This is a genomic window from Bombilactobacillus sp. ESL1092, assembly GCF_058107465.1.
In genome coordinates this window covers 1515864-1541971 of sequence record NZ_CM176594.1, presented here as the reverse complement: position 1 = coordinate 1541971, position 26108 = coordinate 1515864, and the positions used below count along the sequence as shown (strand labels likewise).

Genomic DNA, 26108 nt, shown 5'->3' with positions numbered 1-26108 from the left:
AGCTTAACCTTCCTTCTCCTACATTGACTCAATTTTTTTGTTAACTGATAATATCCCTTCTCGACTTTCCTTTATCATCTTAGCAATATCCACATTAGATAATAAAGTGCCATTATTTCTTGCAATAATAACTTCAATTAATAGTTGTAAATTTAAACCTGAAATAATCTCAATTTTTTTATTTGAAGTTAATGCTTTAATAGCTTCATTGGCAGGCGTTCCTCCAAAGATATCAGTTAAAATTAAAATATCTTTTTTTTGACACTTGTTCATAATCAAATCTTTTAATAAATCTTCATAACTGTCAACGGACATATTTTCGACAAATGATGCAGTATAAAGTTTTAAATCAGTATTACCTAAAATTAAAGAAGCAGCTTGTATAAAACCATCACATAAACTACTATGAGTTGCTAAAATAATATCAAAATTCATTAAATCACCTGATTATTTAGTATTTCAAATGCCACATGTAACGTCGTACATCTAAGGAATGACCTCTTTCATAGGCTAAAGATTCCACAAGTTGTCTGATCAATACTCCAGATAAAATAGCAGCAATATATTCTTTAGCAGTATCATCTACAGAGTCTAATGGTAGTTCAGCTTGGTCAATAACTGTTAAGCAATCAGTATGTTGTTGAGCAAATTTTTCAACACGTTCATCCAAGAAACGTGTATTACCAATACTTTTCACTAATAAAAATGGCATATCGTAATCCGTTACTTCAAATGGGCCGTGGAAGTATTCACCTGAATGAATAACACCAGAGTTAATCCACTGCATTTCCATAAACCAGCACAGCGCTGTTGAATAAACTTCGCCATAATTAATACCGCTACCAATGGTATATATAGTAGAACTTCTTTTATATTTTTGTCCCCAAGCCGTAGCTGACTTAGAATGCTCCGCTTTGACTTTCACAGTTAAATCTTGTAATTTATTTAATTCATTAAAGCAAATATCCCATTTACCATCTCCAGTAAAATGTTTCAATAACTTAAAAATTAATCCATAAAAGACTGGCTTATTTAAATCGCTAGCATCTGCTTCAGTACCCCAATCATAATGAATCGGATACTCACTTGTTTCCCATAAAGGTGAACTATCATCATGTGAAAAGCTAATAGTTAAAGCTCCACTTTCTCTAGCCATTTTTGTAGCTTGAACAGTTTCCGGCGTAGTTCCAGAGTGTGACATGGAAACTACAATCGAATTTTCACCTAACATTTTAGGCTTATCATAAATAAATTCATTAGCAGTATAAACCTGATTAATTAAGGTAGATTGCTTGTCAAAAAGATACTGTCCCGGCATAAGAACTGCTTGTGATCCTCCGCATGCTACAAAGAAAATACTATTAAATGATCTCTTCGAAACAGCTGCTACTGCATTTTCAATTTGTGATACGTGCTCTTTTCTCATCTGCAAAACTTCCTTTATCTAGTTTAAAGATTATATAACATTATATAACCTTGTATTAAGTATACAATGATAGCGTTTTATAAAGCAAGTATATTTATTAAATAATTCAAATTAATTTAAATTTTACAAACAAAAAAGAAGCTAGGACCAAAAATATCGCTAATCTAAACGACATTTTTGATAATCCTAGCTTCAAAGCAAATTTGTCTCAACGTATTAAAACCTATAAACTTTTAAAATTTTATCATAAATTCAAATCGGTTTGGTAATTTAACGGCGACAAAGCGGTAGACCGCGTCACTAATTCGGCAATCAATTGTCGATACTGTTGCGCCGCATACTGCGCATTTTCTTGTGAACACTTGGTTAAATAATTTGCTAACATGGACTGATCACTAAACTCCTGCGCCGTACGGTCACTTTGGTGCAAAGTATAATTCAAGTGGGCTGTAATCTTTGTTTGATAATCTTTTAAAAGTGAACCAAATTCATGATAGTGACTATCAACCAAGACACCTGCCAATTTATAAAGCCAATAAGCAGACACATTATCATACTTCAGATCGCCTACTTGATAAAAATCTGGTGTTTCATTCATTCCTAAATAAAATGGCACATAAACACTTTGAGCACTAACCCCCATAGCCAACCACTGAACACAAGCAATGGCTGGACGCCAATTAGGGCGAATTTGCAGTAAATGGGATTCTTGAGTTTTCGCCAAACTAATTGGACGGAATGGATGTTCCTGCTGATTTAAAATGTCATACGGTGTTTTTTCATAGTGCGAAGAGAGATACATTTTTGCGTCATCAATACTCAATTTATGTTGCGGCTGATGTAAGAAGGACAATTTTTCACTCGTAGGCTGTTCATCAGTAACTCCGGAAAATTGTTGCTGTCCCCACCAAACACGGGGTGTATTATAATGTTCATCAAAAGCGGTCTGTGTTCCAAAAATTTGTCGAAAATTAAATCCAGATGTTGCAGGATTCAACTGATGCTCAATCACAAACTCTTTGAGATCATCTTTAAACATAAAATTATAATTATCTTCAAAATCAATTTCTTGAATGGCAACTTGATTGGCGACAACAGCATAACTATCATCAGGAATTCGTTGGGCGGCCCATTGATGACCGCAAACAATTTCCATATACCAAGCTTCTTGTTGGTCAGCAAATAAAACGCCATTGGATTCACAAGTGCCATATTTTTCCACAATACTGCCTAGACGTTCCACTCCTGCCCGGGCGGTTTTGACGTATGGCAAGACACAAGTTACCATTGCTTCTTCACCAATACCATCAGTCACCAAGGGATCGGCTCCTAAAGCGGTCGCATTGGTATAAGTACTTTCGGTGGCGCTCATAGCGACCCCAAATTCATTAAAACCATCCTCTTCAAATAGACCGTTCTTTGAGGTACATTCTGGAGTCGCTGTATATTTAAAGCGTTCTTTAGGCAACGGCATTTGAAAATGATTGGCTTGTGAAACAAATTGTTGTGCAGTCGTAAACTGTTGATGCTGATGTACTAGAAAATGTTTCGGTAACGCGGTATTAGCATCTTCATTGCGTCCAATAATAATTGAACCATCCAGGCTAGCATTTTTACCAATTAAAATACTAGTACAAGCACTGGTTCTATGTGGGGTTTCCATTGTTTGACCTTCTATCTAACATTATTTAATCAACTTATTTTAATTGTAGGCATGTTTATGCAGCAGTGCAACTAATCCCCCAATTAATCTTTAATTTTTCAAATTGCTATTGACACAAACGCCATATTTCGATAGTATATTAATGTTGATTCATTGGGTATTCGCCAAATCGGTAAGGCAACGGACTCTGAATCCGTAATTTGTAGGTTCGAGCCCTACATACCCAATCAGTTCTAAAACGTCAAAATACCAACCAAAAGGTTGGTATTTTTTTATGTTATTAAATTTTTAAAATAAAATGAGCATTAGGTATCATAAAATTGGTTAGTACGCACGATGCTAGTTAAAAAATAATTGAAATAAAAAGCCCGATCTCTAAACTATTTATATTATCATAATACCTCTTCTTTTTGTCCATAACATTTCCTTCAGATTTCCCCCAGATCACGAAATATAATTTTTAACGGCAACTCGGGTGCCATCATGTTTAAAGACGTCTTTATCACAATTATTGCACCAATAATTGTGAGTATAACCAGCCAGTTGTTTGCTGAACTATTGCACAGCAAACACAATAAAAAGTGAGTTGCTAATTACAACAGCACAAAAAAAGCCATTCCTACCAGCATAGGAATGGCTTTTTTGTCATCATGCAGACGTCTTTATCTACATGCCAATTATAACACGACTATTTAAAAACTAACAACCTGCCGTTTTGGTAAACTTCAAAGAATTCAATTTATGCCTGATCAAACTGATTTTGCATCATTCGCACCAAAATTAAATTGTGGTAAATCCATTCAGCAATTAAAACCAAAAAATGATATGTTTTGCAAACAGCAGCTTCCTTTGCAAAGCATATCATTTTTTAATTAAGAAAATATTCTATGGCTCAATACTTAATCATGCTTTTTATTACAGCCATTATTATTTAGTAAATTCTGGTTCATTTAAAGCATGTTGGGCAGCTAGATTGAGTAAGCTCCATTGCCGATCGAATCCGGGCTGGAAGAAGAAGTCCGCTTCCGCTAAGTCTTCGACTGTCAATTGGTGTTGAATGGCTAAGGCTAAGACGTTAGCTTGTGCTGTAATATCATAAGTTGACAAGACTGCCCCTCCTAATAGCACATGACTTTGCGGATCAAAGAATAATTGCACGTAGACAGCTGGATTGTCGACACCACTAGGGACATAACTTGGCCGCAAAGTATCTTGGTAAAATGAACTAGCTAGCTGAACTCCTGCACGCTCGGCCGTGCTACTATTCAAACCACTTTGGGCAAAATGATAGTCAAACACACTCAAAGCTGACGAACCCACTACGCCCTTGAACGGCTGTGCCGGTTGTTCTTCAAATAAGTGTTGCACCACATAACGAGCTTCGCGCCGGGCTACCGTCGCTAAGGCAATGGGCATTTTTTGTCTAGCAGCTACCGAGTAAGCTAAGGTTGCATCCCCGATTGCATAAACATCTGGCAAATTAGTCCGCAAATATTCATCCGTTTGAATAAAACCGCGTTCATCTAAAGCAACCGTATCTTGTAACCAGTCAGTTACAGGTTTGACGCCTGCTGCTTGAATGACTAAATCACTGGGATAAGTAGCTTGCTTACTTTTGACGGCCTGAACTTGACCCGCTTGACCACTAAATTCCGTAATCTGGACATTAGTTTGAACATTAACACCTTGATCAGCTAAATGTTGACTTAAGATATCTGTTAACGGGGCATCTAAATACATTCCCAAAGGGCGCGCAATCACGTCTAATAAAGTAACTTTTTTACCAGCTTTCGTGGCGGCTTCCGCAGCTTCAATCCCAATATAACCGGCACCAATGACCGTTACATTTTTAACCATTGGATCTGCTAATTTAGCCTTGATTTTGGTAGCCCAATCTAAGCCCCGCATCAAATAAACATTATCTAAATCAGTTCCTGGAACTGGCAGTGATTTGGGTTGGACACCGGAACTCAAGATTAGTTTATCATAAGCAACCGTTTGACTTTGCCCCGTTGTTACATCTGTTACTGCTACTGTTTTTTGATCACTATTAATCTGAGTCACCTGGTGATTACTTAAAATGTGCACGTTATCTTGCGGGAAACTCTCCGCGCTAAAGTTGCGGACATCATGAACATCAGTCACGCTGTCTTCCAAATACAATTCCATACCGCAAGACATAAACGAAATAAAATCGCCGGCCTCAAATAACGTAATCTCGACCTGATCATGATAACGATTGAGTAATTCCAAGATGGACTGATGACCACCATGAGAAGCACCAACAATTACAACTCTCTTCTTTTCCATAAAAAATCTTCCTTTGAAAAATCAAATTAGTGATCCCATCAAATTGCTATTATTGTAGCAATAATTATTCAATTTAATAACAATTTGAACACCACCATTAAAGTTAGCACATTGAATTATAGTTTTCAAAGTTAAATTGGCCTAACAATTTAAATAGGACCATTTAAAAGCTAAATTAACCAGTAAAAACAATAGCTTGATTTTTATTTTTAAAAATTCATTTAGCTTATTTCACTGTTACTCTATAATAAGAAGCATAACTAACTTGAAAGGAATTTTGGCAATGAAACTTAATCAATTTGGTATTCAACCTACTACTACTGAACAAGAAATTAAAGAACTGCAACAAATCAAATTTCTGTCCAACAGTCAACTACAAAAACCAGCAGCTACACTTTTTGCAGAATTAATCGGTAACTGCTTTCCCGAATTAACTAATCCTAAATTAAAAGTGCAACAATTAGAGAACCTCATGGCCACCCCTAACTTGACTGTTGCCCAATATCTTCAGCAGTACGATTTTGTCTCACCCAATGTTTTTTATAACGTCTACTTTCAATTACTAGGCTTAGAAATTGACCAAGATTTCACCTTAGCGACACCGCAAAAAACGACAGTCAAATTAAATTACCCTGCTTTTGCGCACAATCATTTAACCACTGCGGAAGTTATTCATGGCTTTTACCAACTGTTAATTACACATACCGTCAACGGGCAAACGTATCTCGATGAATTAGCTAGTCGGGGGTACTTTGTTGAATTAATGAAGGAGCAGCAAGTGCCCCAACCGTTATTTTTTAACGGCAAAGCCCAGCCTGTATTTGACACAACACAATTAATTAACGAAGTCGTTTATGTCGAATCCAGTCAAGACACCGACCACGATGGCCAGCGCGATTTACTCAAAGTCGAAATTACGCGCCCTGCAGAAACCAATCACGGACTTAAAGTCCCTGTTTTGTACACGGCTTCACCTTACAACCAAGGTACTAATGATGCCGCCGGTCAAAAATTAACGCACGAAAATATGGGCTATCAAGAACCCAAACAGCCACAAAAATCTACGCTTTCAAATACTCTACCCCAAAATCCGCCCATTCCTGCCCCCCGTAAAATCCTGGGCCACACTACTCAAGCGGAACAGAGTTTCGGTAACCATTTTACGTACAGTTTAAATGATTATTTTCTGGCACGCGGCTTTGCGGTTGTTTATGCTGCTGGTATTGGCACCAAAGATTCCGATGGTTTTCGCACCTGCGGTGATCAACAAGAAACCATCTCGACCACTGCTGTAATTGAGTGGCTTACCGAAACACGTACTGCTTTCACCAATAAAACAGACCAAATTCAAATTAAAGCTTGGTGGTCCAACCATAAGATTGCCATGACGGGCCGGTCATATTTAGGAACCTTAGCGACTGCTGCGGCCACCACTGGCGTTAAAGGCCTAAAAACCATTATTAGTGAAGCTGCAATTTCCAGCTGGTATGACTATTACCGTGAACACGGTCTGGTCGTGGCTCCTGGCGGTTTTCAAGGCGAAGATTGTGACGTTTTAGCTGAGGAAACTTTTTCTCGGCAAAAACAAGCGGGTGATTATCACAAAGTTCAACAGCGCTGGCAACAACATTTACAACAAATCACCCAGGGTCAAGAACGCGAAACTGGTAATTATACTGATTTTTGGGAACAACGCAATTACCGCCATCAAGCCCAAAATATTAAAGCTGACGTTATTTTAGTGCACGGCTTAAATGATTGGAATGTCAAACCTAAAAATGTACAAAAATTGTGGGCCAAATTACGTGATTTGCCAATTACCAAGAAGTTGATTTTACATCAGGGACCCCACATTTATATCAATAATAATCGTTCGCTAGATTTTAACGATATGATGAATCTCTGGTTATCCTACAAACTTTATGATGTGGATAATCAAGCTGACCAGATTTTACCAACTGTGCTCATTCAAGATAATACAGTTCCAGAAACGTGGCACACCTATGAAGACTGGTGCAGTCCAGCTAATCCTGTACAAACTTACTATTTATTAGATCATTATTTAACCAAGCACCAACCACAAGCCATTGAAAAAGCAAGCTTTACTGATCGTTCACATTGTTTTTTGACCTATTACAATAATGCCAAACAATGGCATGACAACTTAATGAATCTCAACTATTCGACCTTAGCCAACAACCGACTAATCTTTTTGAGCGATAACCCTAATGATCAACTAATTATTGATGGTCGTCCCACAGTTCACTTACGGGTTGCTAGTTCTGATAAGCAAGGCTTCTTAAGTTTGCGCTTAGTCGATTTTGGCACCGCACAACGGCTCAAACCACTCCCCACTACTTTGGCTGCCCAAGCCTATGATCAGGGTTATCATTATCATTCAGAAGATTTAAAAGAATACGAATTAGATTCCCAACGAAGCGACTATCAATTAATTTCTTTAGCACATATTAATTTACAAAACCGCCACAGCCCGAGCCAAGTCGAAAGAGTAACTCCCAATCATTTTTATGATATTGACGTGCAGTTGCAACCTACTCATTATAAATTAAGCAAATTTCATCAACTGGGATTAATAATTTATTCCAGTGATTTTGAAATGACCAATCGTCCTAATAGTATTATTGACTATACCTTTGAGTTAAGTCATTGCTCTTTAGATATTCCCCACTTATAATAATGATAATTATATTTTAAAGGGGTCATTTAGTATGCCAACTCATTACTTGCTTTGGGGTCTCTGGTTGATTGTTGTCGGCAGTCTAGTCGGCTTAAGTATTAGTCTGGCTCAAAATAAGTTTCGCTTATTAAACGGTGCCTTGGCTAATATTCTCGTTTTTACGCTCGGAATTGCTTTAATCTTAACCGTTGAAACCATGCATAACCCTTTGCTGTACCAAATCGTCTACTGGATTGTCGCTGCTATCACTACTGCAATTCTGATCTTTTACGCTTCTTTAGGATTGTTACTCCTTTGGAATGCGGTTATTGTCTGGCAACACGAAAGTCATTCATTGGCTAATAATTTGACATTAATTTTAGGACTAGTACTTGTTAGCATTCCTATTATTAAATTATGTACGCGCCATTTTCTATCGCCGACTTTCTTTAATTTATATAAGCACATTGTTATACCCATCGTTGGCTATGTTGTTTTTTGGTTTTTAGCCTTTGTAACTTCTTTTTTAATCACAAGGCTCTATCGACCACGCTTCAATCAAGATTACATTATTATTTTAGGTGCGGGATTATTACACGGTGATCAAGTTTCGCCCCTGTTAGCAGCGCGAATCAATGTAGCTTTAAATTTTGCGCAGAAACAATTTCAAAAAACAGGCTACTTTCCGTTAATCATTTGTTCCGGCGGCCAAGGAACAGACGAAACGATCCCTGAAGGTCGTGCTATGAAAAATTATGTTTTACACCAAGGTATTGCGCCGCAAAATGTGCTGAGTGAGGAACAATCACGTACTACGTATGAGAATATGCTTTTTTCGAAAAAAATTTTACAAGCCAAACACATCAATTTACAAAATGGTATTTTTGCCACCAGTGACTATCATACCTTTCGTGCAGCCGGTTACGCTCGTTATGTTGGCTTAAATATCACTGGTATTGGTGCGAAAACGAGTCACTTTTTTGTGCCAAATGCTTTTTTACGGGAATATTTGGCCCTGTTAAATAATCATAAAAAATTTCATATTATTTGTTTGAGTTTGATTTTAGTAGGTTCACTTTTTGATGTTTGGGCAGTCCTAACCAATTAACCATTAACCCAAATATTTGCTTCAAAGCTGAACATTTAATCATATGTAATAAAAAAGTAGCTAGTAACAATCATCATCCTGTGACTGTTACTAGCTACTTTTTATCGCTTAACTTACAACAATTGATCTTCAATCAAACATTGCGCAATTTGGACAGCATTCCAAGCAGCACCCTTTAATAGATTGTCGGCAACCACCCACAAGTTAAAGGCTCCCGGATTTTCTGAATCTGCACGCAAACGTCCAACAAACGTTTCTCGCTTACCAGCAGCCGTAAGTGGTTGCGGATAAAGTTGCTGTTGAGGATCATCTTGGACAACCACACCAGGCGCTTGTACTAACAGTTCACGTAATTGGTTCGCAGTAGCACTTGTATCTTTGACAGTGAAATAGACTGATTCACCATGACCAATCGCTACCGGTACCCGAACACAAGTTGCTGTGACTTTGAGTTGAGGATCGTCCATATCTTCTCGTAAAATCTTTTTAGTTTCATGAATCATTTTCCATTCTTCATGGGTATAACCAGAGTCCTCAAATACATCAATCTGTGGTAATAAATTAAACGCTTGCGGATAATGTTTACGATCACCTTTGGTTGGTAAAATTTCCGCGGTTAAAGGTTCATTATTTAAATACTGTCGAGTTTGGGTTAATAACTCATTTAAAGCGGATTGTCCCGCACCCGAAACTGCCTGATAAGTGGAAACAATCACTTGTTGCAAACCGAATTTTCGATCAATGGGAGCTAAAGCCATTAACATTTGAATCGTGGAGCAATTAGGATTAGCAATAATGCCATGGTGATGCGCCAAGGCAGTTCGATTAACTTCTGGAATCACCAGAGGTACCTCGGGATCCATCCGAAAGGCACTGGTATTATCTACACAAATCGCTCCAGCAGCTATCGCATGCGGCAGTAAACGTTTGGAGACTGCGCCACCAGCTGAAGATAAAACCAAATCTACGTTTTTAAACGAATCTTCGGTCGCTTCTTGAACGGAACATGTGGTCTCACGAAAATGTAATTTTTTACCAACTGAGCGTTTAGAAGCTAATAATTTTAAATTTTTTACTGGAATTTGTGTTTGTGCTAATTGTTCAATCATTCTGGTACCCACGGCACCAGTAGCTCCTAAAATTGCTACATTGTACTCTTTCATCTTTTCAATCTCCTAATTACTTTTTACTTCAGTAACCAATCACGCATTTGCTGGACCGCTTGCTGTAATTTCTCTTGACTAGCCGCAAAGGAAAAGCGAATGTAGCCTTGACCTGCTTGGCCAAATGCTCGCCCGGGCGTACAGCCAACTTTGGCTTTTTGCGCTAACAACCGCGCAAATGCTAAATCATCATCACCAAAGCGGGCCGGTATTTTGGCAAACATATAAAATGCTCCTTGCGGTTTGACTGGGGTAAAGCCCAAATTAGTTAACTCTTGGAACAAGTAATCGCGCCGCTGTTGGTACAAGTTTACTGCTTGCTGGGGATCTGCATCGCCTTGAATTTGCAGTGCTTCAGTCGCCGCCGCTTGTGACGGATTGGGCGGACAAGTTACTAAAAAGCCGTGCATTTTGGCAATTAATTGAATCCAAGGTGCTGGTGCTACCACATATCCAGCCCGGTAACCGGTCATCGCATGTGATTTTGATAAACCATTAACTAACACGGTGCGTTCACTAGCAAATTGGGCAATCGACTCGTGTTGACAGTGGTCATACGTCAATTCACTATAAATTTCATCAGCAATAATCCCTAGATGATAGTTGCGGCTAAGCTGCGCCAATTGCTGCAATTGTTGACGTGAATATTCTTGACCAGTAGGATTTCCCGGGTAATTTAAAATTAAAAATTTAGCATTCGGATGTTTATTTAGAGTAGCTGCTAATTGCTCCATTGCCAAAGTAAAATTAGTGGGCGCAGTGTTAATTTCTATCATCTTGGCCCCTGCCAATTTTAATAGTGGAAAATACAATGCGTATGTGGGTGTTGGGATTAAGACTTCATCACCTGGATTAACTAAAGCAAAAATCGTTGCTGTCAATGCCTCGGTTGCCCCAACTGTGGCAATGATTTCCGTTTCTGGGTCGTACTCTAATTCGTATTTGCGTTTTAAATATGCACTAATAGCTTGCCGCAATGCAACTGTCCCTTTTTGTGGCGAATAATGTGATTCATTTCGTTGAATACTAGCAATTGCCGCTTGTTGAACATGCAATGGTGTATCCAAATCTGGTTCGCCTAACGTTAATTTCAAAATTCCTGGGATATCCGAAATTTCTTGATCAAATTGCCGAATTGCTGAAGGTTCAATGGCCGCTAAGGTTTGATTACCTGCTGATTGTAAATCATCTGCTAATTGTGGCATGCTATTAACTTCCTCTATAAAATATTCTCTAAGCCCCAAACTAGTTGAGTCAATTGTGGCACCTTGTCTAAGGCCACATCAACGCCACGCATAAATGAGCTGCGATCAAACGAATCTTGACGAATACTCAAAGCTTCACCTGGTCCGCCAAATAAAACTTCCTCGTGAGCTACATAACCTGGTAAGCGAACTGCATGAATGGCTACGCCCTCATGATCTAACCCCCGAGCTGCTTGGTCAAAAGTTGAATTAGAACGTGCTACTTTACGACCAGCTTGAATCTTGCGTGCCGTATTCAAAGCGGTGGCTGAAGGAGCATCTTTTTTATCTGCATGATGCAGTTCAATCACTTCTGCGTCTGGGAAATATTCAGCCGCCATTTGGGCAAAACGTAACAACAACACCGCCGATAAACCAAAATTAGGGGCAATCAAACCGCCTAAACTTTGTTGTTGTGCTAAATTTGTGAGTTCTTGAACTTGTTGTTCATCTAAACCACTAGTTCCAATAATTGGTCGCATTTGGTGATTTAATGCAAATTGCGTATTTTCAAAGACGGCTTGCGGCGTTGTAAAATCCAGCCATAAATCATAAGTTTGGTCAATTTGTTCCAATTTAGTAAAGCGTTGCGTCGTGGAACTGAGTTCTAAATCAGTTGTGTCAGCTTGGGGCGCCAAAATGGCCGCCACTTCATAATTGGACTTATTTTGAACTAATTGAACTGCTTGTTGACCCATTTTGCCCGTCGCACCAGCTACTAAAACTTTATACATTATTTATCCTCTTCCAAGTCAAAACTTAAATTATCACTTAATTGCTGAACTCCTAACGCTTGGGCCACCTGCACTTCTTGATCAGACGTTAAAGTTGCAATTGGTAACCGACAACTCCCCGTTGTAAAACCTTGAGCATTTAAACTAGCTTTAACAGCAGACGGTGATGGATACATAAATAACGCATGCATCTTAGGGGTTAACAACCGTTGCCAAGCTCCAGCTTGCGCCACATCACCCGCAGCTAAAGCCGCATACATTTTTGTCATTTCTCTTCCATATAAATGGCTGGCTACTGAAATAACCCCTCTAGCACCTAATACTTTTGCTGTTAAAGCTTGTTCATCTTCGCCAGTGTAAACGGCAAAGTCTTGGGGTACTGCTTGAATAATGGCTTGTAAATCCGTTAAGTTTTCACATTCCTTAACGCCAATAATATTCTTATTATGTGCTAAATGAATAACGGTCTCTGGTCGCATGCTAACACCAGTCCGCCCTGGAATATTGTAAATTACAATTGGTAGAGGACTTTGGGCCGCTATGGCTTCATAATGGGCAATCATGCCGCGTTGGTCAGGCTTATTATAATAAGGAACTACTACTAAAACGGCATCAATTCCAGGAATTTGCCCGACTTGCTTGGTAAAATCAATCGTCGCTTGTGTGTCATTAGAACCACTACCAGCCACAATCGGTACGCGGCCATTAATGGTCTGACTAAAATGTCGATACAAAGCTAATTTTTCTTCATTAGACATCGTAGCTACTTCGCCCGTAGTTCCGCCAACAATAAAACCTTGACTACCAGTCTGTAGTAAATGTTCAATCAATTGATCCAAACCATCAAAATCAATTTGATTATCTTCAGTAAAAGGTGTCACAATCGCTGTCATTAATTCTACTTGTTCAAACATTATTCTTCCTCCTATTGTCCCATTCTCTGTTCCAAAAACTTCCGGCCCACGCGTACACCTACTGCCAAAGCCGCTTCATTCGGCTGCAATTGGGCAGTATGTAAACTCGCAGAACTCTGCACTCCCAACCAAAACATTACACCAGGAAAATGATGCAACAAATACCCAAAATCTTCACCAGTCATAGCCGGTTTGGTTTCTACCAATTCAATCTGTGAATCGCTTTGGCAAGAATCCATAAACAATTTGGTTAACTGCGGATCATTGACTACTGGCAAATAGCCCCCTTGATTAAGTTTTAACTGAACTTGCACATCAAAACTTCGCGCAATGCCATGAGCTATATCATCTAGCCGTTGCCCAATTTTTACAATCATGGGTTGATCCAACCCCCGAATTGTCCCAGCTAAATGGGCACGACCAGCAATAATATTCCGAATTGTTCCAGCGTTCAGCTGACCAAAAGTAACTACCCCACTGGCTAGGGGATCAATATTGCGAGCTACTATTGTTTGAGCTTGGTTAACAAACTCTGCGGCCGCCACAATCGCATCATGAGCTTTTTGGGGAGCAGCTGCATGCCCACCTTCGCCAATAAAATCAACATCAACCTCGGTAGTTCCAGCAAATAATGTGCCCTGGCGACAACCGATTTGGCCGACTTTCAAATCGGGATTAACATGCAAGGCATAAAATTCGTCTGGCCGAAATTGCCCGGTAAATACACCTGATTTTTCTGCTATAACTGCACCACTATCACTTTCTTCCGCTGGTTGAAAGAAGAATACTAAATTATCTTGTGGTTGGTGCTCCGCAAAATATGCTAAAATCCCCAAAGCAATCGTTAAATGAAAATCATGCCCACAAGCGTGCATGACACCAGCATGCTTAGATTGATAGCTTAAGTTAGTTGCTTCGGTCAATGGTAAGCCATCCATATCTGCCCGATAACCCAAAGTTCTTTTCGGATCCGTACCTTGAACATGAACCAAAATGGCCGTTGGTAATTGACTAATCGTTTGTACTGTTAGATATTGCTGTGGTAATTGTGCAATAATTTGTCTTAAGTAGGCAGACGTTTGTGTTTCTTTTAAAGCTAGTTCGGGGATTTGGTGCAAGTGGCGCCGAATTTGAATTAAATCTTCATTTAATAGCATTAATTTCACAACTTTCGTAAGTCAGATTCTAAACCGGTTTTTTGCTGTGTTTGAGTATCAACTTGTTTAATCACTTTCGCCGGTACCCCCGCCACCACACTATTGGCAGCCACATCCTGAGTCACTATTGCTCCGGCTGCTACAACTGCATGCGATCCAATTTTCACCCCCTCTAAAACTACAGCATTAGCACCAATTAAAACATCATCACCGATAACAACGGGCTGGGCAGAAGCCGGTTCAATCACACCAGCAATCACGGCGTTAGCTCCGACATGAACCCGTTGACCGATCTGAGCGCGACCACCGATGACTGTGCCCATATCAATCATGGTTTCGGCACCAATTTGAGCACCAATATTGATCACGGCCCCCATCATCACCACGGCCTGATCACCAATTTGTACGTGATCACGAATCAAAGCTCCAGGTTCAATCCGCGCATTAACATTCTGAATATCTAACAAAGGCACCGCTGAGTTACGCGCTGTTACTGTTAAATGTTGAGCTGTAATGACGCTTTGGTTAACTTGTAAGAACTCTTGTATCTGAGCATAATCGCCATAAACAACTCCGACTTGCTCACCGACAAAGCTTTCAATTCCAGCTACCGCTTGTAACTTAGATAAATCGCCCTTAATTACTACTTGAACCGGCGTTTTCTTAGGTGCTTGACTAATAAAATTAATAATTTCTTGTGTATTCATCAAAAATCACTCTTCTCCAGTTACTTGATAATCTTGATCTAAACGAAGTAAATCCATCGGTGTTTCTCGTTTGACAACTACTTGGCTATGCCCACGTTCGGCAAAAACCACTGCCGGACGTGCTACGCGGTTATAGTTGGAAGCCATTGAATAACCATAAGCACCCGTATCTAAGATTGCTAAAATATCGCCCGGCTGCGTTGGCGGTAAAGGTTGATTCTTAACTAAGATATCACCAGATTCACAATAACGTCCTGCAATAGTTACCGTTTGTGTTGGTTTAGCTTGTGGTGCTTTCGCTAACACAGCAGTATAATCCGCTTGGTATAAAGCGGGGCGAATATTATCACCCATGCCCCCATCTACCGTGACAAAATTACAAATCCCAGCCACTTTTTTATGGGTTCCAATTGAATAAAGACTGACTCCGGCGGCCCCGACTAAAGAACGTCCCGGTTCAATCCAAATTTCCGGTAAGGGTTGTGAGGCTAATGGCCAAGCTTGCTGTAATGTTTGAACAATGGCTTGGACAAATTGTTTAGGCGCCAAATCCTCGTCACTTGCGACATACTGAATACCAAAGCCGCCGCCGAGATTTAAGACTTGTGGTACAAATTGAAATTTTTGGTACCAACTGGCGACTAACTGACATAATTTTTTAACTAACAATTCAAAACCTTCAACAGCCATGATTTGGGAACCGATATGGGCATGTAAACCAATAACTTGTAATTGTGGTTCCGCCAAAGCCTGTTGTAAGGCAGCTTGTGCTTGCTGTGATTGCACATCAAAGCCAAACTTGCTGTCAATTTGCCCAGTTTGATCATATTCATGGGTATGTGCTGAAATACCAGGCGTAATGCGTAGCATAATCGCCACTTTTCGCTGAGGATAACTTTCGTGTAGCAATTGTGTCAACATGTTTAATTCATCAAAATTGTCAACAATGATGACTCCAATCTGATTTTGCACGGCGTAATTTAATTCTGCTAATGATTTATTATTACCATGAAAACTAATCTGCGCGGCGGGAAATCCGGCTTGTAATGCCGTCATCATTTCTCCTAAAGAAACTACATCAACATGTACTTGTTCTTGTTGCATCACTTGATAAATAGCTTTCACAGCAAAAGCTTTGCTGGCATAACTAATCGTGGCGTTAACGCCGGCTTGTTGAAAAGCTTGCTGAAATTGATGAACTTGTTGCCGAATTTTGGCGACATCATACACAACCAATGGTGTTTGATATTTATGTGCTAAATCCAGGGCATCGCAGCCCCCGATTGTCAAATGTCCTTGCGCGTTTAATGCCATTGCTGACTGCATGATTGCGACCTCCAGTAAAAATAAAAATTAATAATAAAAAAGGTCCTTTTGCTCGCTTTCGAACAAAAGAACCCATCATTCATTGCTAAAATTATGGCATTAGTTTGTCGTAAGCGCTCCGTAGAGATATTTTTCTACGACAGTCCATAATTTATTCAATTATGTCCCAGAATTTAAGCCCCGGCCTTTGGACTTAATCCTTCGGCAATCGCCCCTTTCACTATATTCTCAGCTGACCAGCTCCTATAGTTACTCTTGTTGATTGCGACCTCTTCGATATGTAAAATATTATAATTAATTAAAATATTTGTCAAGCTATTTTAATTTATTTCGGCAGATAGTTAAAAAATAAGTAGTTGCAGATTAAAAAATAAATGTTAGAATGCAAATTAATCCCCTAATAATTTTAATAATTGGGTAATAATTGATCAAGCAGAGAGGAATTCGTTAGTTATGAAAGTTATTAAATTTGGTGGTAGTTCGCTAGCCACTGGTTCACAATTTCAAAAAATTATTGCCATTATTCGAGCTGATCCTCAGCGCCGCATTATCGTCACTTCCGCTCCCGGTAAAAGATTTTCCCAAGATACCAAAGTAACCGATTTGCTAATCAAATACAGTCAATTAGTTATTAACCATCAGGATTTTACCCCCATTGTGACCGAAATTTGGCAACGTTACGTCGAAATTGCCCAAACTTTTGGTTTATCGAGTCTGCAAATTGCTGACTTAAAGCACCAATTAGACATTTTACCCATTACCACTTTCGCCAATAATGATTATTTAACCGCCGCGTTTAAAGCCCATGGTGAAAAGTTAACCGCCCAATTATTAGCCCTGATCTTGCAACATCAAAATCTTGATGCCCAATACATATCACCGCAAGATCTCGGTTTATTAGTTAGTGATCAACCTCATGATGCTGAAGTTTTACCGCAAACTTATCTTAACCTCAAAAAAATTAAGCTCCAACACCAATATTATATTGTGCCCGGTTTTTATGGCCTCACGGAAAAGCAACAAATTGCGACCTTTTCCCGCGGCGGTTCTGATATTACTGGGGCCATTTTAGCTAAGGGATTTCAAGCTGATCTTTATGAAAATTTCACAGATGTCGACGCTATCTATGCGGCTAATCCCCAAATCGTTGAGCATCCTCAAGCTATCAAAACTATGACTTACCGGGAATTACGTGAATTATCCTATGCTGGTTTTTCTGTTTTTCATGATGAAGCGCTCATTCCGGCCATTCAAGCCCAAATTCCGATTAATGTCAAAAATACTAATCATCCCGATTTACCAGGAACTTTAATTGTACCTGAAAAAGACTTTCACCCTCAACAATTAATGACGGGGGTGGCCACGTCCAACCATTTTGTGGCTCTCTATTTGCACCGTTATTTACTCAACAAAGAAGTGGGCTTCACACTCAAATTACTACAAATTTTTTATAAATATCATATCTCTTACGAACATATGCCTTCTGGAATTGATGATGTTACAATCATCTTTGATCAACGCCAATTTACACCTCAAATCGCCAAACAAATGTGTCAAGAAATTCAAGACACGCTTCATCCCGATCAATTAGAATGGATCGATGATTACGCCATTACAATGATTGTTGGCGAAGGTTTCCGCCAAAAAATTGGGGTCTTAAAAAAGATTATTGATCCGTTAGCACACGCCCATATTGGTTTACACATGATTAATCAGGGGGCTTCCCGTATTTCCATTATGATCGGTACCAAACAATCAGACGCTGATAAGGCCGTGCGGGCCATTTATCATAGTTTTTTCGAATAGGAGACTTTAATATGGTGCAATTACTCAAAGTTCATGGTTCACTCAATCAATTCTTATTGCTGGACCAAACCCTTTTACAACAACCATTAACTACTCAAGAATTACAATTATTAGTCCAAACTTTGACCCAGATTCCCGCTTTGCAGCCGGTTGACGGTTTACTTGTCGTGGATCAAGCAACGGAGCCAACAGCCTTAGGTCAAATGCAAATTTTTAATGCGGACGGTTCAATAGCCTTAATGTGCGGCAATGGTTTACGAACAGTGGCCCGCTATTTAGCAGATAAATTTCAGCAAGATGATTTCACTGTGGAAACTTCACAAAAAAGTTTACACGTCAAACGTTACCCCAATTTGGCACCCAACGTGCCAGCCTTTGGCGTGGAAATCTCCCCCGTCAGTTTTGAACCACAGACTGTCGGTTTAACTACTCCAACAGAGCCAGTCATCAATCAGGTCATTCCCACGATTGATCCTGACTTAAAATTTACCGCTTTAGCCGTTCCCAATCCGCACTTGATTACTTTTGTACCAGAAATTGATACAACTCGTTTGCAACAGCTCGGCCAACAATTAAATGACCACAATCCTGAATTACCTGACGGAGTTAATCTAAGCTTTGTTAAAATTTTGGGACCGCAAACAATTTTTGTGCAAACTTTTGAACGCGGTGTCGGTTTAACCAACGCGTGTGGGACCGCAATGTCTGCGGCCAGCTTAGCTTTAGTCTTAAATTATCCGCAAAAAGCCCAGTTAGAACAACTACTTCAAGTTTACAATCCGGGCGGTATGGTTCAAACCAAAGTTCATCACCAAGCCGATCAATACTGGATGGAATTAATTGGTAATGCGACCATCATGGGCCAAACGCAGTTGTCAGAAGCTTGGTTACATCAGCCCCAAGCTACGGACAAGATTAGTTTGCAAAATGACAGTGAAGCCATTGCATACCGTAATTGGACTCAACAGCTAAAACTTTAAAATAACAATAAAATGAGGCTAGAACAATAAGATTACGCTCTTATTATTCCAGCCTTATTTTTGTTTTAATTTAAAATAATTGAGTTTTTAAGATTTGGCTTTTTGGTTCAAATACGAATGCCGAATACCATAACAGAAATAAACAATTAAGCCAATGATAAACCAACCTAAGGCATACCACTTAGCTTCTTTACTCAAGCCCCAAAAGACTAAGAGTGAACCTAAAAAGCCTAGTAATGGCATAACTGGGTAAAAGGGCATCTTAAATCCAGGTTCCGGCAAATCTTTGCCTTCGCGCTTCCGTAAGCCGTAAATTCCTAATGTAACAAACATAAATGCAATTAAAGTTCCGGCCGAAACTAATTGTGACAAAATACCAAATGGGAAAATAGCGCCCACGATTACATCAACAATCGTCAAGACTAAAACAGCATGATTAGGCCGATTTTTTTGATCCAAATGACCAATCCACTTAGGTAACAAACCATCACGGCCAAAAGAATACAATAACCGTGAACCGGCCATCATCATTCCAATTAAAGCGGTAAACATACCAATAACCGCCACGGCTTGCACAATAGCTGCCACTAAACTATGACCGCTATGCCGTAACGCCCAACCAACCGGTTCAGCATTATTAGCATATGCAGTATACTTAAACATCCCCACCAAAACTAACGAAACACAAACAAACAAAAACACCGCAATTAATAACGAGCCTAAAATGCCCCGCGGCATAGTTTTTTGTGGATCCTTAGCTTCGGCTGAATTAGCTGCAATTGAATCAAAACCAATATAAGCTAAGAAGATCATCGAAACACCCGCATAAATACCACGCCAACCGCCAAAGGCACTACCATCAGGGTTTAAGTGATACTTAGGAATAAACGGTACATAATTGTGCGGATGAATTGCAGTTAAACCAACGACAATAAATAACAAGATTGCTAAAACCTTGCACACGACTAACACATTTTCTACTCTAGAAGCTTGAGATGCACCTAACGATAACAAAAGAGCAACCGCAATAATTACCACAGCAGCAATTAAGTCAATGCCGCCACCGGCGGTTCCAATCGGATTCGCCAAAAATTTGGGCAATTGCAAACCTAAAGGTTCAATCAATCCCCGAAAATTGGCCGAAAGACCAGAACCAACAAAGGCCACCGCAATGAAATACTCTGCTAATAATGCCCAACCGGCAACCCAACCAAAAAATTCACCAAAAATCACATTAATCCACGAATAAGCGGAACCCGCAAAGGGCATGGCTGAAGCCATTTCTGAATAAGCAAAGGCCACTAATCCAGCAACAATCGCCGCTGCTAGGAACGATAACACGACCGCCGGTCCAGCATGTAAAGCTGCCACATCACCAGGTAAAGTAAAAATGGCCGTCGATACAATGGTTCCCACTCCTAGAGCCAAAAAGTCCTTTGTTGTTAAAGATTTAACTAAGTGTGAATCCTTTGATTCATAAACACTCGGATCTTCTTTTCGAAAAATCCGCTCCTTAATACTCGCCATAAAAATGCCTCCCATAACTTTGTTGCTTTAATGAAACTTCATTAGAGTATGGTTAACATTTTCTAACAAAAATATAAATTTGTCAATCTTTCATTTCCACTTTTAGCTATTTATTCAAAAATAGTATTTTACGGATAATTTAATGTGCCTGAAGCATAGAGAAAGGCCTAATTATTAGGCCTTTCTGAGATTAATTCTTAACTTCTTTACATTTCGTGCATTGCGTGTAAATGATAAGTTCGTGGTTGTTTAGGATCGTAAACTTCAATTTGCGCCATCATGCCGGTATCTTCATGCTCCAAAATATGACAGTGGTACATAAAAACACCTAAAACATCAAAGCGAACGCGAATGCGCACCGTTTCGCCAGCATTAACACCCACTGTATCCTTAAAACCGGTTTCGTTAGGATACGGGGCTTGACCATTACGACTAATTACTTGAAAATGACAACCATGCATGTGAAATGGGTGAATCATCCCCCCACAAGTATCATTTGTATTCGTAATTTCCCAATCAACGGTTTGTCCTAATAATTGTTTGCGATCAATTCGCGTCATATCAAAGCGCCGACCATCAAGTAAGACCTCATCATCCATTCCCGACATTACAACCTTTTGAACCGGAGCTTGTTCATCAGCTTGCCACTGCGGAACATCGAATAACTGATCAGGAATAGTTTGTTTTGCTTTAGTCATGGCACCAATTTCAAAAGTACATAAAACCGTATCATCAGACAGCAACTGTACTTGATCGCCAACTTGACAATCACTAAAATCAACCACAATTTCAGCTCGTTCAGGAACAGTTAACATTAAACGATCTAAATCAATAGTTTGTTTTAAGAAACCACAGTCTCCCGCAATTTGCGTAAAACGGCGCCCATCATTAAAGTGCAACCGAAATTCACGTCGATTAGCAGCATTTAATAAGCGTAACCGCACTTGCGGAGTCGTCACCTTAAACACACCATTGATCGTACCGTTCACTAACGGATACTCACCTAAAGTCCCATCCACATCATAATCGGCTTGATAATCCAATTGATTATCATGATAGGAGCGATCTTGCAGAATTAGTGGTAAATCATCGACACCGTATTCTTGAGGCAGTGGTAAGGTTTTAGCATGTTCATCAGTAACAATTACCATGGCTGCTAAACCATTCCAGACTTGGCGGGCTGTATTGGGACACGGATGTGGATGCATCCAATCTGTTTGCGCCCCTTCTTGATGCAATGTAAATTCAATATCACGTGCTTGACCAGGCAAAATAGGAGCATGGGGACCACCATCAGTAATGGGACCCGGAATGTTTAACCCATGCCAATGTAACGTCGTGGTTTCGGGTAAGTGATTTTCAATATGCACATGATAATGCCAACCATCATGCAAGACAACCGTTTGTCCCAAAATCTCAGCATTATAGCCCCAGGTCTTGGTTAATTCACCTGGTAAAATCGCAGCTTGTGACTCCTGAGCCACTATGGTATACCATACCTCATGATCTTGAACTTTATCTGGCTTTAAAATTGGCGGAATCCTGAGCGCCTTACTAGGCACCTGCGGCAACGTCAGTTTTTTATAACCACCATCATGTAGGTCATAGACGTTTTCATCATAAAAATATTCTTGATAAAATGGTCGTTGACTCAAATTAATCACTCCTTTTCACAATTTGATCATAACACACTCTGCATTTAGGAGAAATCAAACTGAACGCTTCATCGTGACATCGGTTACCTGAAAGCCCAACTTTTGATAGAGATGCTGTGCCTTATGATTAATTCCAAATACGTGCAAGCCGAGCTCTTGATAACCCAAATCATGTGCCTGATGAATCACCAAGTTTAAAGCTTCTTGCCCCAAACCTTGGTCTTGAAAAGTATCCAAGATGGCAAAATCATATAAAAACAAATACGGTTGTGCTGAGTAATCACTATCCATGACTTCCGCTAGCCAAACGTAACCCACTGTTTGCTCAATATTTTGCACCACATACAAAAAATTGTGGTAAGTATGTTGTTGATCCGGTAGCAATAATTTAAACTCTTCCTCCGCTCGAAATAATGCTTCCTGCTTCGTCCAAGCGTGATTTAACATCTTTTGCTGTGCATATTCTTTTGTTTGCGAACTAAAAAAGCTTTGAAATTGTTGATCATCCATTGTCTTTAATACTAAATCTGTCATATTCATTGACCTTCCTTGCCAAATTCTAAATAAATAGTAGCTTTTATATTTTTTTAAAGTTAAAATATTACTGATATTCAAGGGGGTTCTTTGATGGCGACAAAAATTAGCATTATTGTACCATGCTTTAACGAAGAAGAAACGGTGGAGCTATTTTATCAAGCTATCGTTCATACTTTTCAAAAATTACCAGCATATGAGCCGGATATTTTATTTATTAACGATGGCTCAACCGATCACACCTTACAAAAATTACGCCAATTACACGAAGAGCCAACCATTGAAAGCCACTATTTATCTTTTTCCCGGCAATTTGGGAAAGAAGCCGGCATTTATGCAGGGCTGAAAAACGTTGACGGCGAATTAGTGACAATTATGGATGCTGATCTACAAGATCCCCCCAGCATGTTGATTCAGATGGTCCACCTCTTAGAAACCACGGATTACGATTGTATTGGTACTATGCGCCAAGATCGTAGTGGTGAACCACCGATTCGTTCCTTCTTTTCCAACCTTTTTTACCGCATCATCAATAAAATTTCCGATACGCAAATCATTCCGGGTGCCCGCGATTTTCGCCTAATGCGCCGCGATATGGTCAATGCCATATTAGAGATGACTGAATACAATCGCTTTTCGAAAGGAATTTTTTCTTGGGTTGGCTTTAAAACTAAATATTTACCATATAAAAATGTCGAACGAGTTGCTGGCAAAACTAGTTGGAATTTTTGGAGTTTATTTAAATATTCTGTCGAAGGCATTACTGATTTTTCCACAGTGCCCTTAATTGTAGCGGTTTGGCTCGGCTTAATTGTCATGTTCTTAGCTTTTGTAGCTCTATTATTTATCGTCGTGCGTTCTTCGATTTTTGGCAACCCGACCAAAGGTTGGTCTTCTTTAATTTCCATCATCCTCTTTTTAGGCGGTATGCAATTATTTTTCCTAGGGATTATTGGTAATTATATTGGCAAAATCTTCTTGGAAGTGAAACGCCGTCCGCTATATATTGTGAAAGAAAAAAAGTAGATTGCAAATAAAACCACTTTTTTATGCAATAAAAAAAGCCTAGAAAATTCTAGACTTTTTTTGTTGACGCAAAAACATTAAAAATTTTATAACCGTTGATTCAATTCTTGGCCTAATTCTTCAAAACCAGGTTTACCTAACAAAGCAAACATGTTCTTCTTATAAGCTTCAACACCTGGTTGATTAAACGGATTGATACCGTTCAAATAACCTGAAATAGCGATCGCAATTTCAAAGAAGTAAATTAAATAACCTAAAGTATAAGCATCTTGTTCTGGAATATGCACACTCATTACAGGCACACCACCATCAGTATGCGCTAAGACGACCCCTTCATAGGCCTTCTTGTTAACGTAATCCATGGTCTTACCTTCCAAGTATTGTAAACCATCTAAATTATCGCTTTCTTGTGGAATAGCAACGTCTTGACGTGGCTTGTCAATCATAATCACTGTTTCCATCAAGTTACGCTTACCTTCTTGGATATATTGGCCTAAAGAATGTAAATCCGTGGAGAAATTAGCAGAAGCAGGGAAAATACCTTTTTGGTCTTTACCTTCAGACTCACCAGCTAATTGCTTCCACCATTCACCAAAGTACTGTAAGTTGGGTTCATAATTTTCCAATAATTCAACCGTATAGCCTTTACGATATAAAATATTGCGCAAAGCAGCATATTTATAAGCTTCATTTTGTTGCACATCAGGATTTTGATAGTCATTACGTGCACTAGCTGCACCTTGCATTAATTGATCTAAATCAATGCCAGCCACTGCAATTGGTAACAAGCCGACCGCTGTTAAGACTGAGAAACGACCACCGATATCATCAGGAACAACAAATTCTTCATAGCCTTGAGCATCAGATTCTGTCTTTAAAGCACCCTTTTGCCGATCAGTCGTTGCATAAATCCGCTTCTTAGCTTCGGCTTCACCATATTTAGCAATTAATTTTGCTTTCAAAACTCGAAAAGCAATTGAAGGTTCGGTCGTAGTACCTGATTTGGAAATAACATTAATACTAAAGTCCCGATCGCCAATAACCGCTAACAAGTCACTTAAATAATTAGGGCTAATAGAATTACCACAGAAGTAAATTTCTGGTACTGCTTTTTCATTTTTGATATTGTAAAAGCTGCTACTCAAAAAATCAATCGCGGCCCGCGCTCCTAAATAAGAACCGCCAATCCCAATAGCTACGAAAACTTCGGAATCTTTTTGAATCTTTGCTGCGGCGGCTTTAATCCGGGCAAATTCTTCTTTATCATAATCAACTGGCAAATCTAAAAAACCCCGAAAGTCATTGCCAGCACCAGTTCCTTGCCGCAATTCTTGATCTGCAGCAGTCACTAACGGTTGCATTTCAGATAGTTCATTTTCATGAACAAATTTGCCCAATTTTGAGTCATCAAATTTGATATGTGTCAATGTACATTCCTCCAAATTTTGCTTAATTTTCTTAATAAGTACTACGAACAAATTATAGCATATTCAATTGCGAACAAGCCTTGCGATTTCAGAAAATTTTCTGACCCAACCAGTAAATCATATAACCACAAATCACCCCCAAAGTGTTAAAAATAACATCATCAACATCACTCACACCCGTCAACAAAACAAATTGTAAACTTTCAATTCCAATCGATAATAAACTGCCTTCAATAATTGTTTTCAAAGCTGCAGATTGTCCCCGACTAATTAAAGGACGCAATAATCCAAACGGAACAAACCACAAAATATTGCCTAATGAATTATATAAAAAATCAATCATTGATTTACCGGCAGTTAATTTCCATGTTTCCACTAAGGGCACCCAATTGATGGCCGTTAAGGAACGATGCCAATAAAAATGAAAATCCCACGGAAAATAACCCTGCCGAAAAACCGTCAAAAAGAGCAGTAACAAAAAATAAATCACAAACAGATTAACTAATAATTCGTGCCCCAAACTGGTCGCCTGCCGAAAAATAGCTAACCACAGTATTCGACAAAGTAAGAATACTAAAAAATAAAAAATAGTTTTATCAAGGCTTAAAAAAATCAGCCGAATTAACGGAAAATGATTAATACGTCCTGCCAAATGCTGATAAACTTGTTGATATATTGAATTTAAGAAAATCATGTCTAACCTCACTGTTACCATAATTAAATG

Annotated in this window: 21 protein-coding genes, 1 tRNA gene and 1 riboswitch; of the genes, 6 read left to right on the top strand and 16 right to left on the bottom strand. The window is 39.2% G+C overall.

The window, feature by feature from the left end; all coding sequences use genetic code 11:
• Window positions 1–18: 18 nt before the first annotated feature.
• The 3 genes from AC3B6Y_RS07185 to AC3B6Y_RS07175 all read right to left on the bottom strand — a co-directional run bounded on the left by AC3B6Y_RS07185 (window position 19) and on the right by AC3B6Y_RS07175 (window position 3089).
• Window positions 19–435: a PTS sugar transporter subunit IIA gene (locus AC3B6Y_RS07185; protein ID WP_489757416.1), complete on the bottom strand. Its 417-nt coding sequence runs from the start codon at window positions 433–435 to the stop codon at window positions 19–21.
• Between the two features lie 16 nt (window positions 436–451).
• The gene (locus AC3B6Y_RS07180) at window positions 452–1426 is read right to left on the bottom strand and encodes an SIS domain-containing protein (protein WP_489757415.1); all 975 of its coding nucleotides are present in this window, start codon (window positions 1424–1426) and stop codon (window positions 452–454) included.
• A 244-nt stretch (window positions 1427–1670) separates the two neighbouring features.
• Window positions 1671–3089, bottom strand: coding sequence for a C69 family dipeptidase (locus AC3B6Y_RS07175; protein ID WP_489790848.1), 1419 nt, complete (start codon window positions 3087–3089; stop codon window positions 1671–1673).
• Between the two features lie 154 nt (window positions 3090–3243).
• Between AC3B6Y_RS07175 and AC3B6Y_RS07170 the strand changes: the two genes are divergently transcribed.
• A tRNA-Gln gene (locus AC3B6Y_RS07170) sits at window positions 3244–3316 on the top strand.
• A 700-nt stretch (window positions 3317–4016) separates the two neighbouring features.
• On the opposite strand, the gene AC3B6Y_RS07165 is transcribed toward AC3B6Y_RS07170, so the two are convergent.
• Window positions 4017–5399 carry an NAD(P)/FAD-dependent oxidoreductase gene (locus AC3B6Y_RS07165; RefSeq protein WP_489769078.1) on the bottom strand — a complete coding sequence of 461 codons (1383 nt, stop codon included), beginning with the start codon at window positions 5397–5399 and terminating at the stop codon, window positions 4017–4019.
• A gap of 283 nt (window positions 5400–5682) precedes the next feature.
• Between AC3B6Y_RS07165 and AC3B6Y_RS07160 the strand changes: the two genes are divergently transcribed.
• Both AC3B6Y_RS07160 and AC3B6Y_RS07155 read left to right on the top strand, forming a co-directional pair.
• Window positions 5683–8094 carry a Xaa-Pro dipeptidyl-peptidase gene (locus AC3B6Y_RS07160; protein WP_489769079.1) on the top strand — a complete coding sequence of 804 codons (2412 nt, stop codon included), beginning with the start codon at window positions 5683–5685 and terminating at the stop codon, window positions 8092–8094.
• Window positions 8095–8128: 34 nt separating this feature from the next.
• Window positions 8129–9184: a YdcF family protein gene (locus AC3B6Y_RS07155; RefSeq protein WP_489757411.1), complete on the top strand. Its 1056-nt coding sequence runs from the start codon at window positions 8129–8131 to the stop codon at window positions 9182–9184.
• 113 nt (window positions 9185–9297) lie between these two features.
• Here AC3B6Y_RS07155 and AC3B6Y_RS07150 read toward each other — a convergent pair whose 3' ends face one another.
• From AC3B6Y_RS07150 to lysA, 7 genes are read right to left on the bottom strand one after another with little or no spacing between them, the layout of a single operon-like run.
• Window positions 9298–10347, bottom strand: a complete 1050-nt coding sequence (locus AC3B6Y_RS07150) for an aspartate-semialdehyde dehydrogenase (protein ID WP_489790846.1) — start codon at window positions 10345–10347, stop codon at window positions 9298–9300.
• A 23-nt stretch (window positions 10348–10370) separates the two neighbouring features.
• A complete protein-coding gene (locus AC3B6Y_RS07145; protein WP_489790844.1) occupies window positions 10371–11552 on the bottom strand; it encodes an aminotransferase class I/II-fold pyridoxal phosphate-dependent enzyme in 1182 nt (393 codons plus the stop codon).
• A 14-nt stretch (window positions 11553–11566) separates the two neighbouring features.
• A complete protein-coding gene (gene dapB / locus AC3B6Y_RS07140) occupies window positions 11567–12325 on the bottom strand; it encodes a 4-hydroxy-tetrahydrodipicolinate reductase (protein WP_489790842.1) in 759 nt (252 codons plus the stop codon).
• Complete coding sequence (dapA, locus tag AC3B6Y_RS07135) at window positions 12325–13239, bottom strand: 4-hydroxy-tetrahydrodipicolinate synthase (RefSeq protein ID WP_489790840.1); 915 nt, start codon at window positions 13237–13239, stop codon at window positions 12325–12327. The genes dapB and dapA overlap by 1 nt, the downstream gene beginning before the upstream one ends.
• An 11-nt stretch (window positions 13240–13250) precedes the next feature.
• Window positions 13251–14396, bottom strand: coding sequence for an N-acetyldiaminopimelate deacetylase (locus tag AC3B6Y_RS07130; RefSeq protein ID WP_489791516.1), 1146 nt, complete (start codon window positions 14394–14396; stop codon window positions 13251–13253).
• Between the two features lie 5 nt (window positions 14397–14401).
• Window positions 14402–15103, bottom strand: coding sequence for a 2,3,4,5-tetrahydropyridine-2,6-dicarboxylate N-acetyltransferase (gene dapD, locus AC3B6Y_RS07125; RefSeq protein ID WP_489790838.1), 702 nt, complete (start codon window positions 15101–15103; stop codon window positions 14402–14404).
• Between the two features lie 6 nt (window positions 15104–15109).
• Window positions 15110–16429, bottom strand: coding sequence for a diaminopimelate decarboxylase (gene lysA, locus AC3B6Y_RS07120; protein ID WP_489790836.1), 1320 nt, complete (start codon window positions 16427–16429; stop codon window positions 15110–15112).
• Between the two features lie 102 nt (window positions 16430–16531).
• Window positions 16532–16711, bottom strand: a riboswitch (Lysine riboswitch).
• Window positions 16712–16882: 171 nt separating this feature from the next.
• Between lysA and AC3B6Y_RS07115 the strand changes: the two genes are divergently transcribed.
• Both AC3B6Y_RS07115 and dapF read left to right on the top strand, forming a co-directional pair.
• Window positions 16883–18235 carry an aspartate kinase gene (locus AC3B6Y_RS07115; protein ID WP_489790834.1) on the top strand — a complete coding sequence of 451 codons (1353 nt, stop codon included), beginning with the start codon at window positions 16883–16885 and terminating at the stop codon, window positions 18233–18235.
• Between the two features lie 11 nt (window positions 18236–18246).
• Window positions 18247–19215: a diaminopimelate epimerase gene (gene dapF / locus AC3B6Y_RS07110; RefSeq protein WP_489757402.1), complete on the top strand. Its 969-nt coding sequence runs from the start codon at window positions 18247–18249 to the stop codon at window positions 19213–19215.
• Between the two features lie 87 nt (window positions 19216–19302).
• Here the strand turns inward: dapF and AC3B6Y_RS07105 are convergent, their stop codons facing one another.
• The 3 genes from AC3B6Y_RS07105 to AC3B6Y_RS07095 all read right to left on the bottom strand — a co-directional run bounded on the left by AC3B6Y_RS07105 (window position 19303) and on the right by AC3B6Y_RS07095 (window position 22931).
• Window positions 19303–20742, bottom strand: coding sequence for an APC family permease (locus AC3B6Y_RS07105; protein ID WP_489757401.1), 1440 nt, complete (start codon window positions 20740–20742; stop codon window positions 19303–19305).
• Window positions 20743–20948: 206 nt separating this feature from the next.
• Complete coding sequence (locus AC3B6Y_RS07100) at window positions 20949–22397, bottom strand: multicopper oxidase family protein (protein WP_489790832.1); 1449 nt, start codon at window positions 22395–22397, stop codon at window positions 20949–20951.
• Between the two features lie 54 nt (window positions 22398–22451).
• Window positions 22452–22931 carry a GNAT family N-acetyltransferase gene (locus tag AC3B6Y_RS07095; RefSeq protein WP_489769088.1) on the bottom strand — a complete coding sequence of 160 codons (480 nt, stop codon included), beginning with the start codon at window positions 22929–22931 and terminating at the stop codon, window positions 22452–22454.
• A gap of 93 nt (window positions 22932–23024) precedes the next feature.
• On the opposite strand from AC3B6Y_RS07095, the gene AC3B6Y_RS07090 reads away from it, so the two are divergent.
• Window positions 23025–23957 carry a glycosyltransferase family 2 protein gene (locus tag AC3B6Y_RS07090; protein WP_489757398.1) on the top strand — a complete coding sequence of 311 codons (933 nt, stop codon included), beginning with the start codon at window positions 23025–23027 and terminating at the stop codon, window positions 23955–23957.
• Window positions 23958–24043: 86 nt separating this feature from the next.
• On the opposite strand, the gene AC3B6Y_RS07085 is transcribed toward AC3B6Y_RS07090, so the two are convergent.
• Together AC3B6Y_RS07085 and AC3B6Y_RS07080 are read right to left on the bottom strand one after the other, a co-directional pair.
• Complete coding sequence (locus tag AC3B6Y_RS07085; RefSeq protein ID WP_489757397.1) at window positions 24044–25384, bottom strand: glucose-6-phosphate isomerase; 1341 nt, start codon at window positions 25382–25384, stop codon at window positions 24044–24046.
• Window positions 25385–25472: 88 nt separating this feature from the next.
• Complete coding sequence (locus tag AC3B6Y_RS07080; RefSeq protein ID WP_489757396.1) at window positions 25473–26078, bottom strand: VanZ family protein; 606 nt, start codon at window positions 26076–26078, stop codon at window positions 25473–25475.
• Window positions 26079–26108 lie beyond the last annotated feature (30 nt).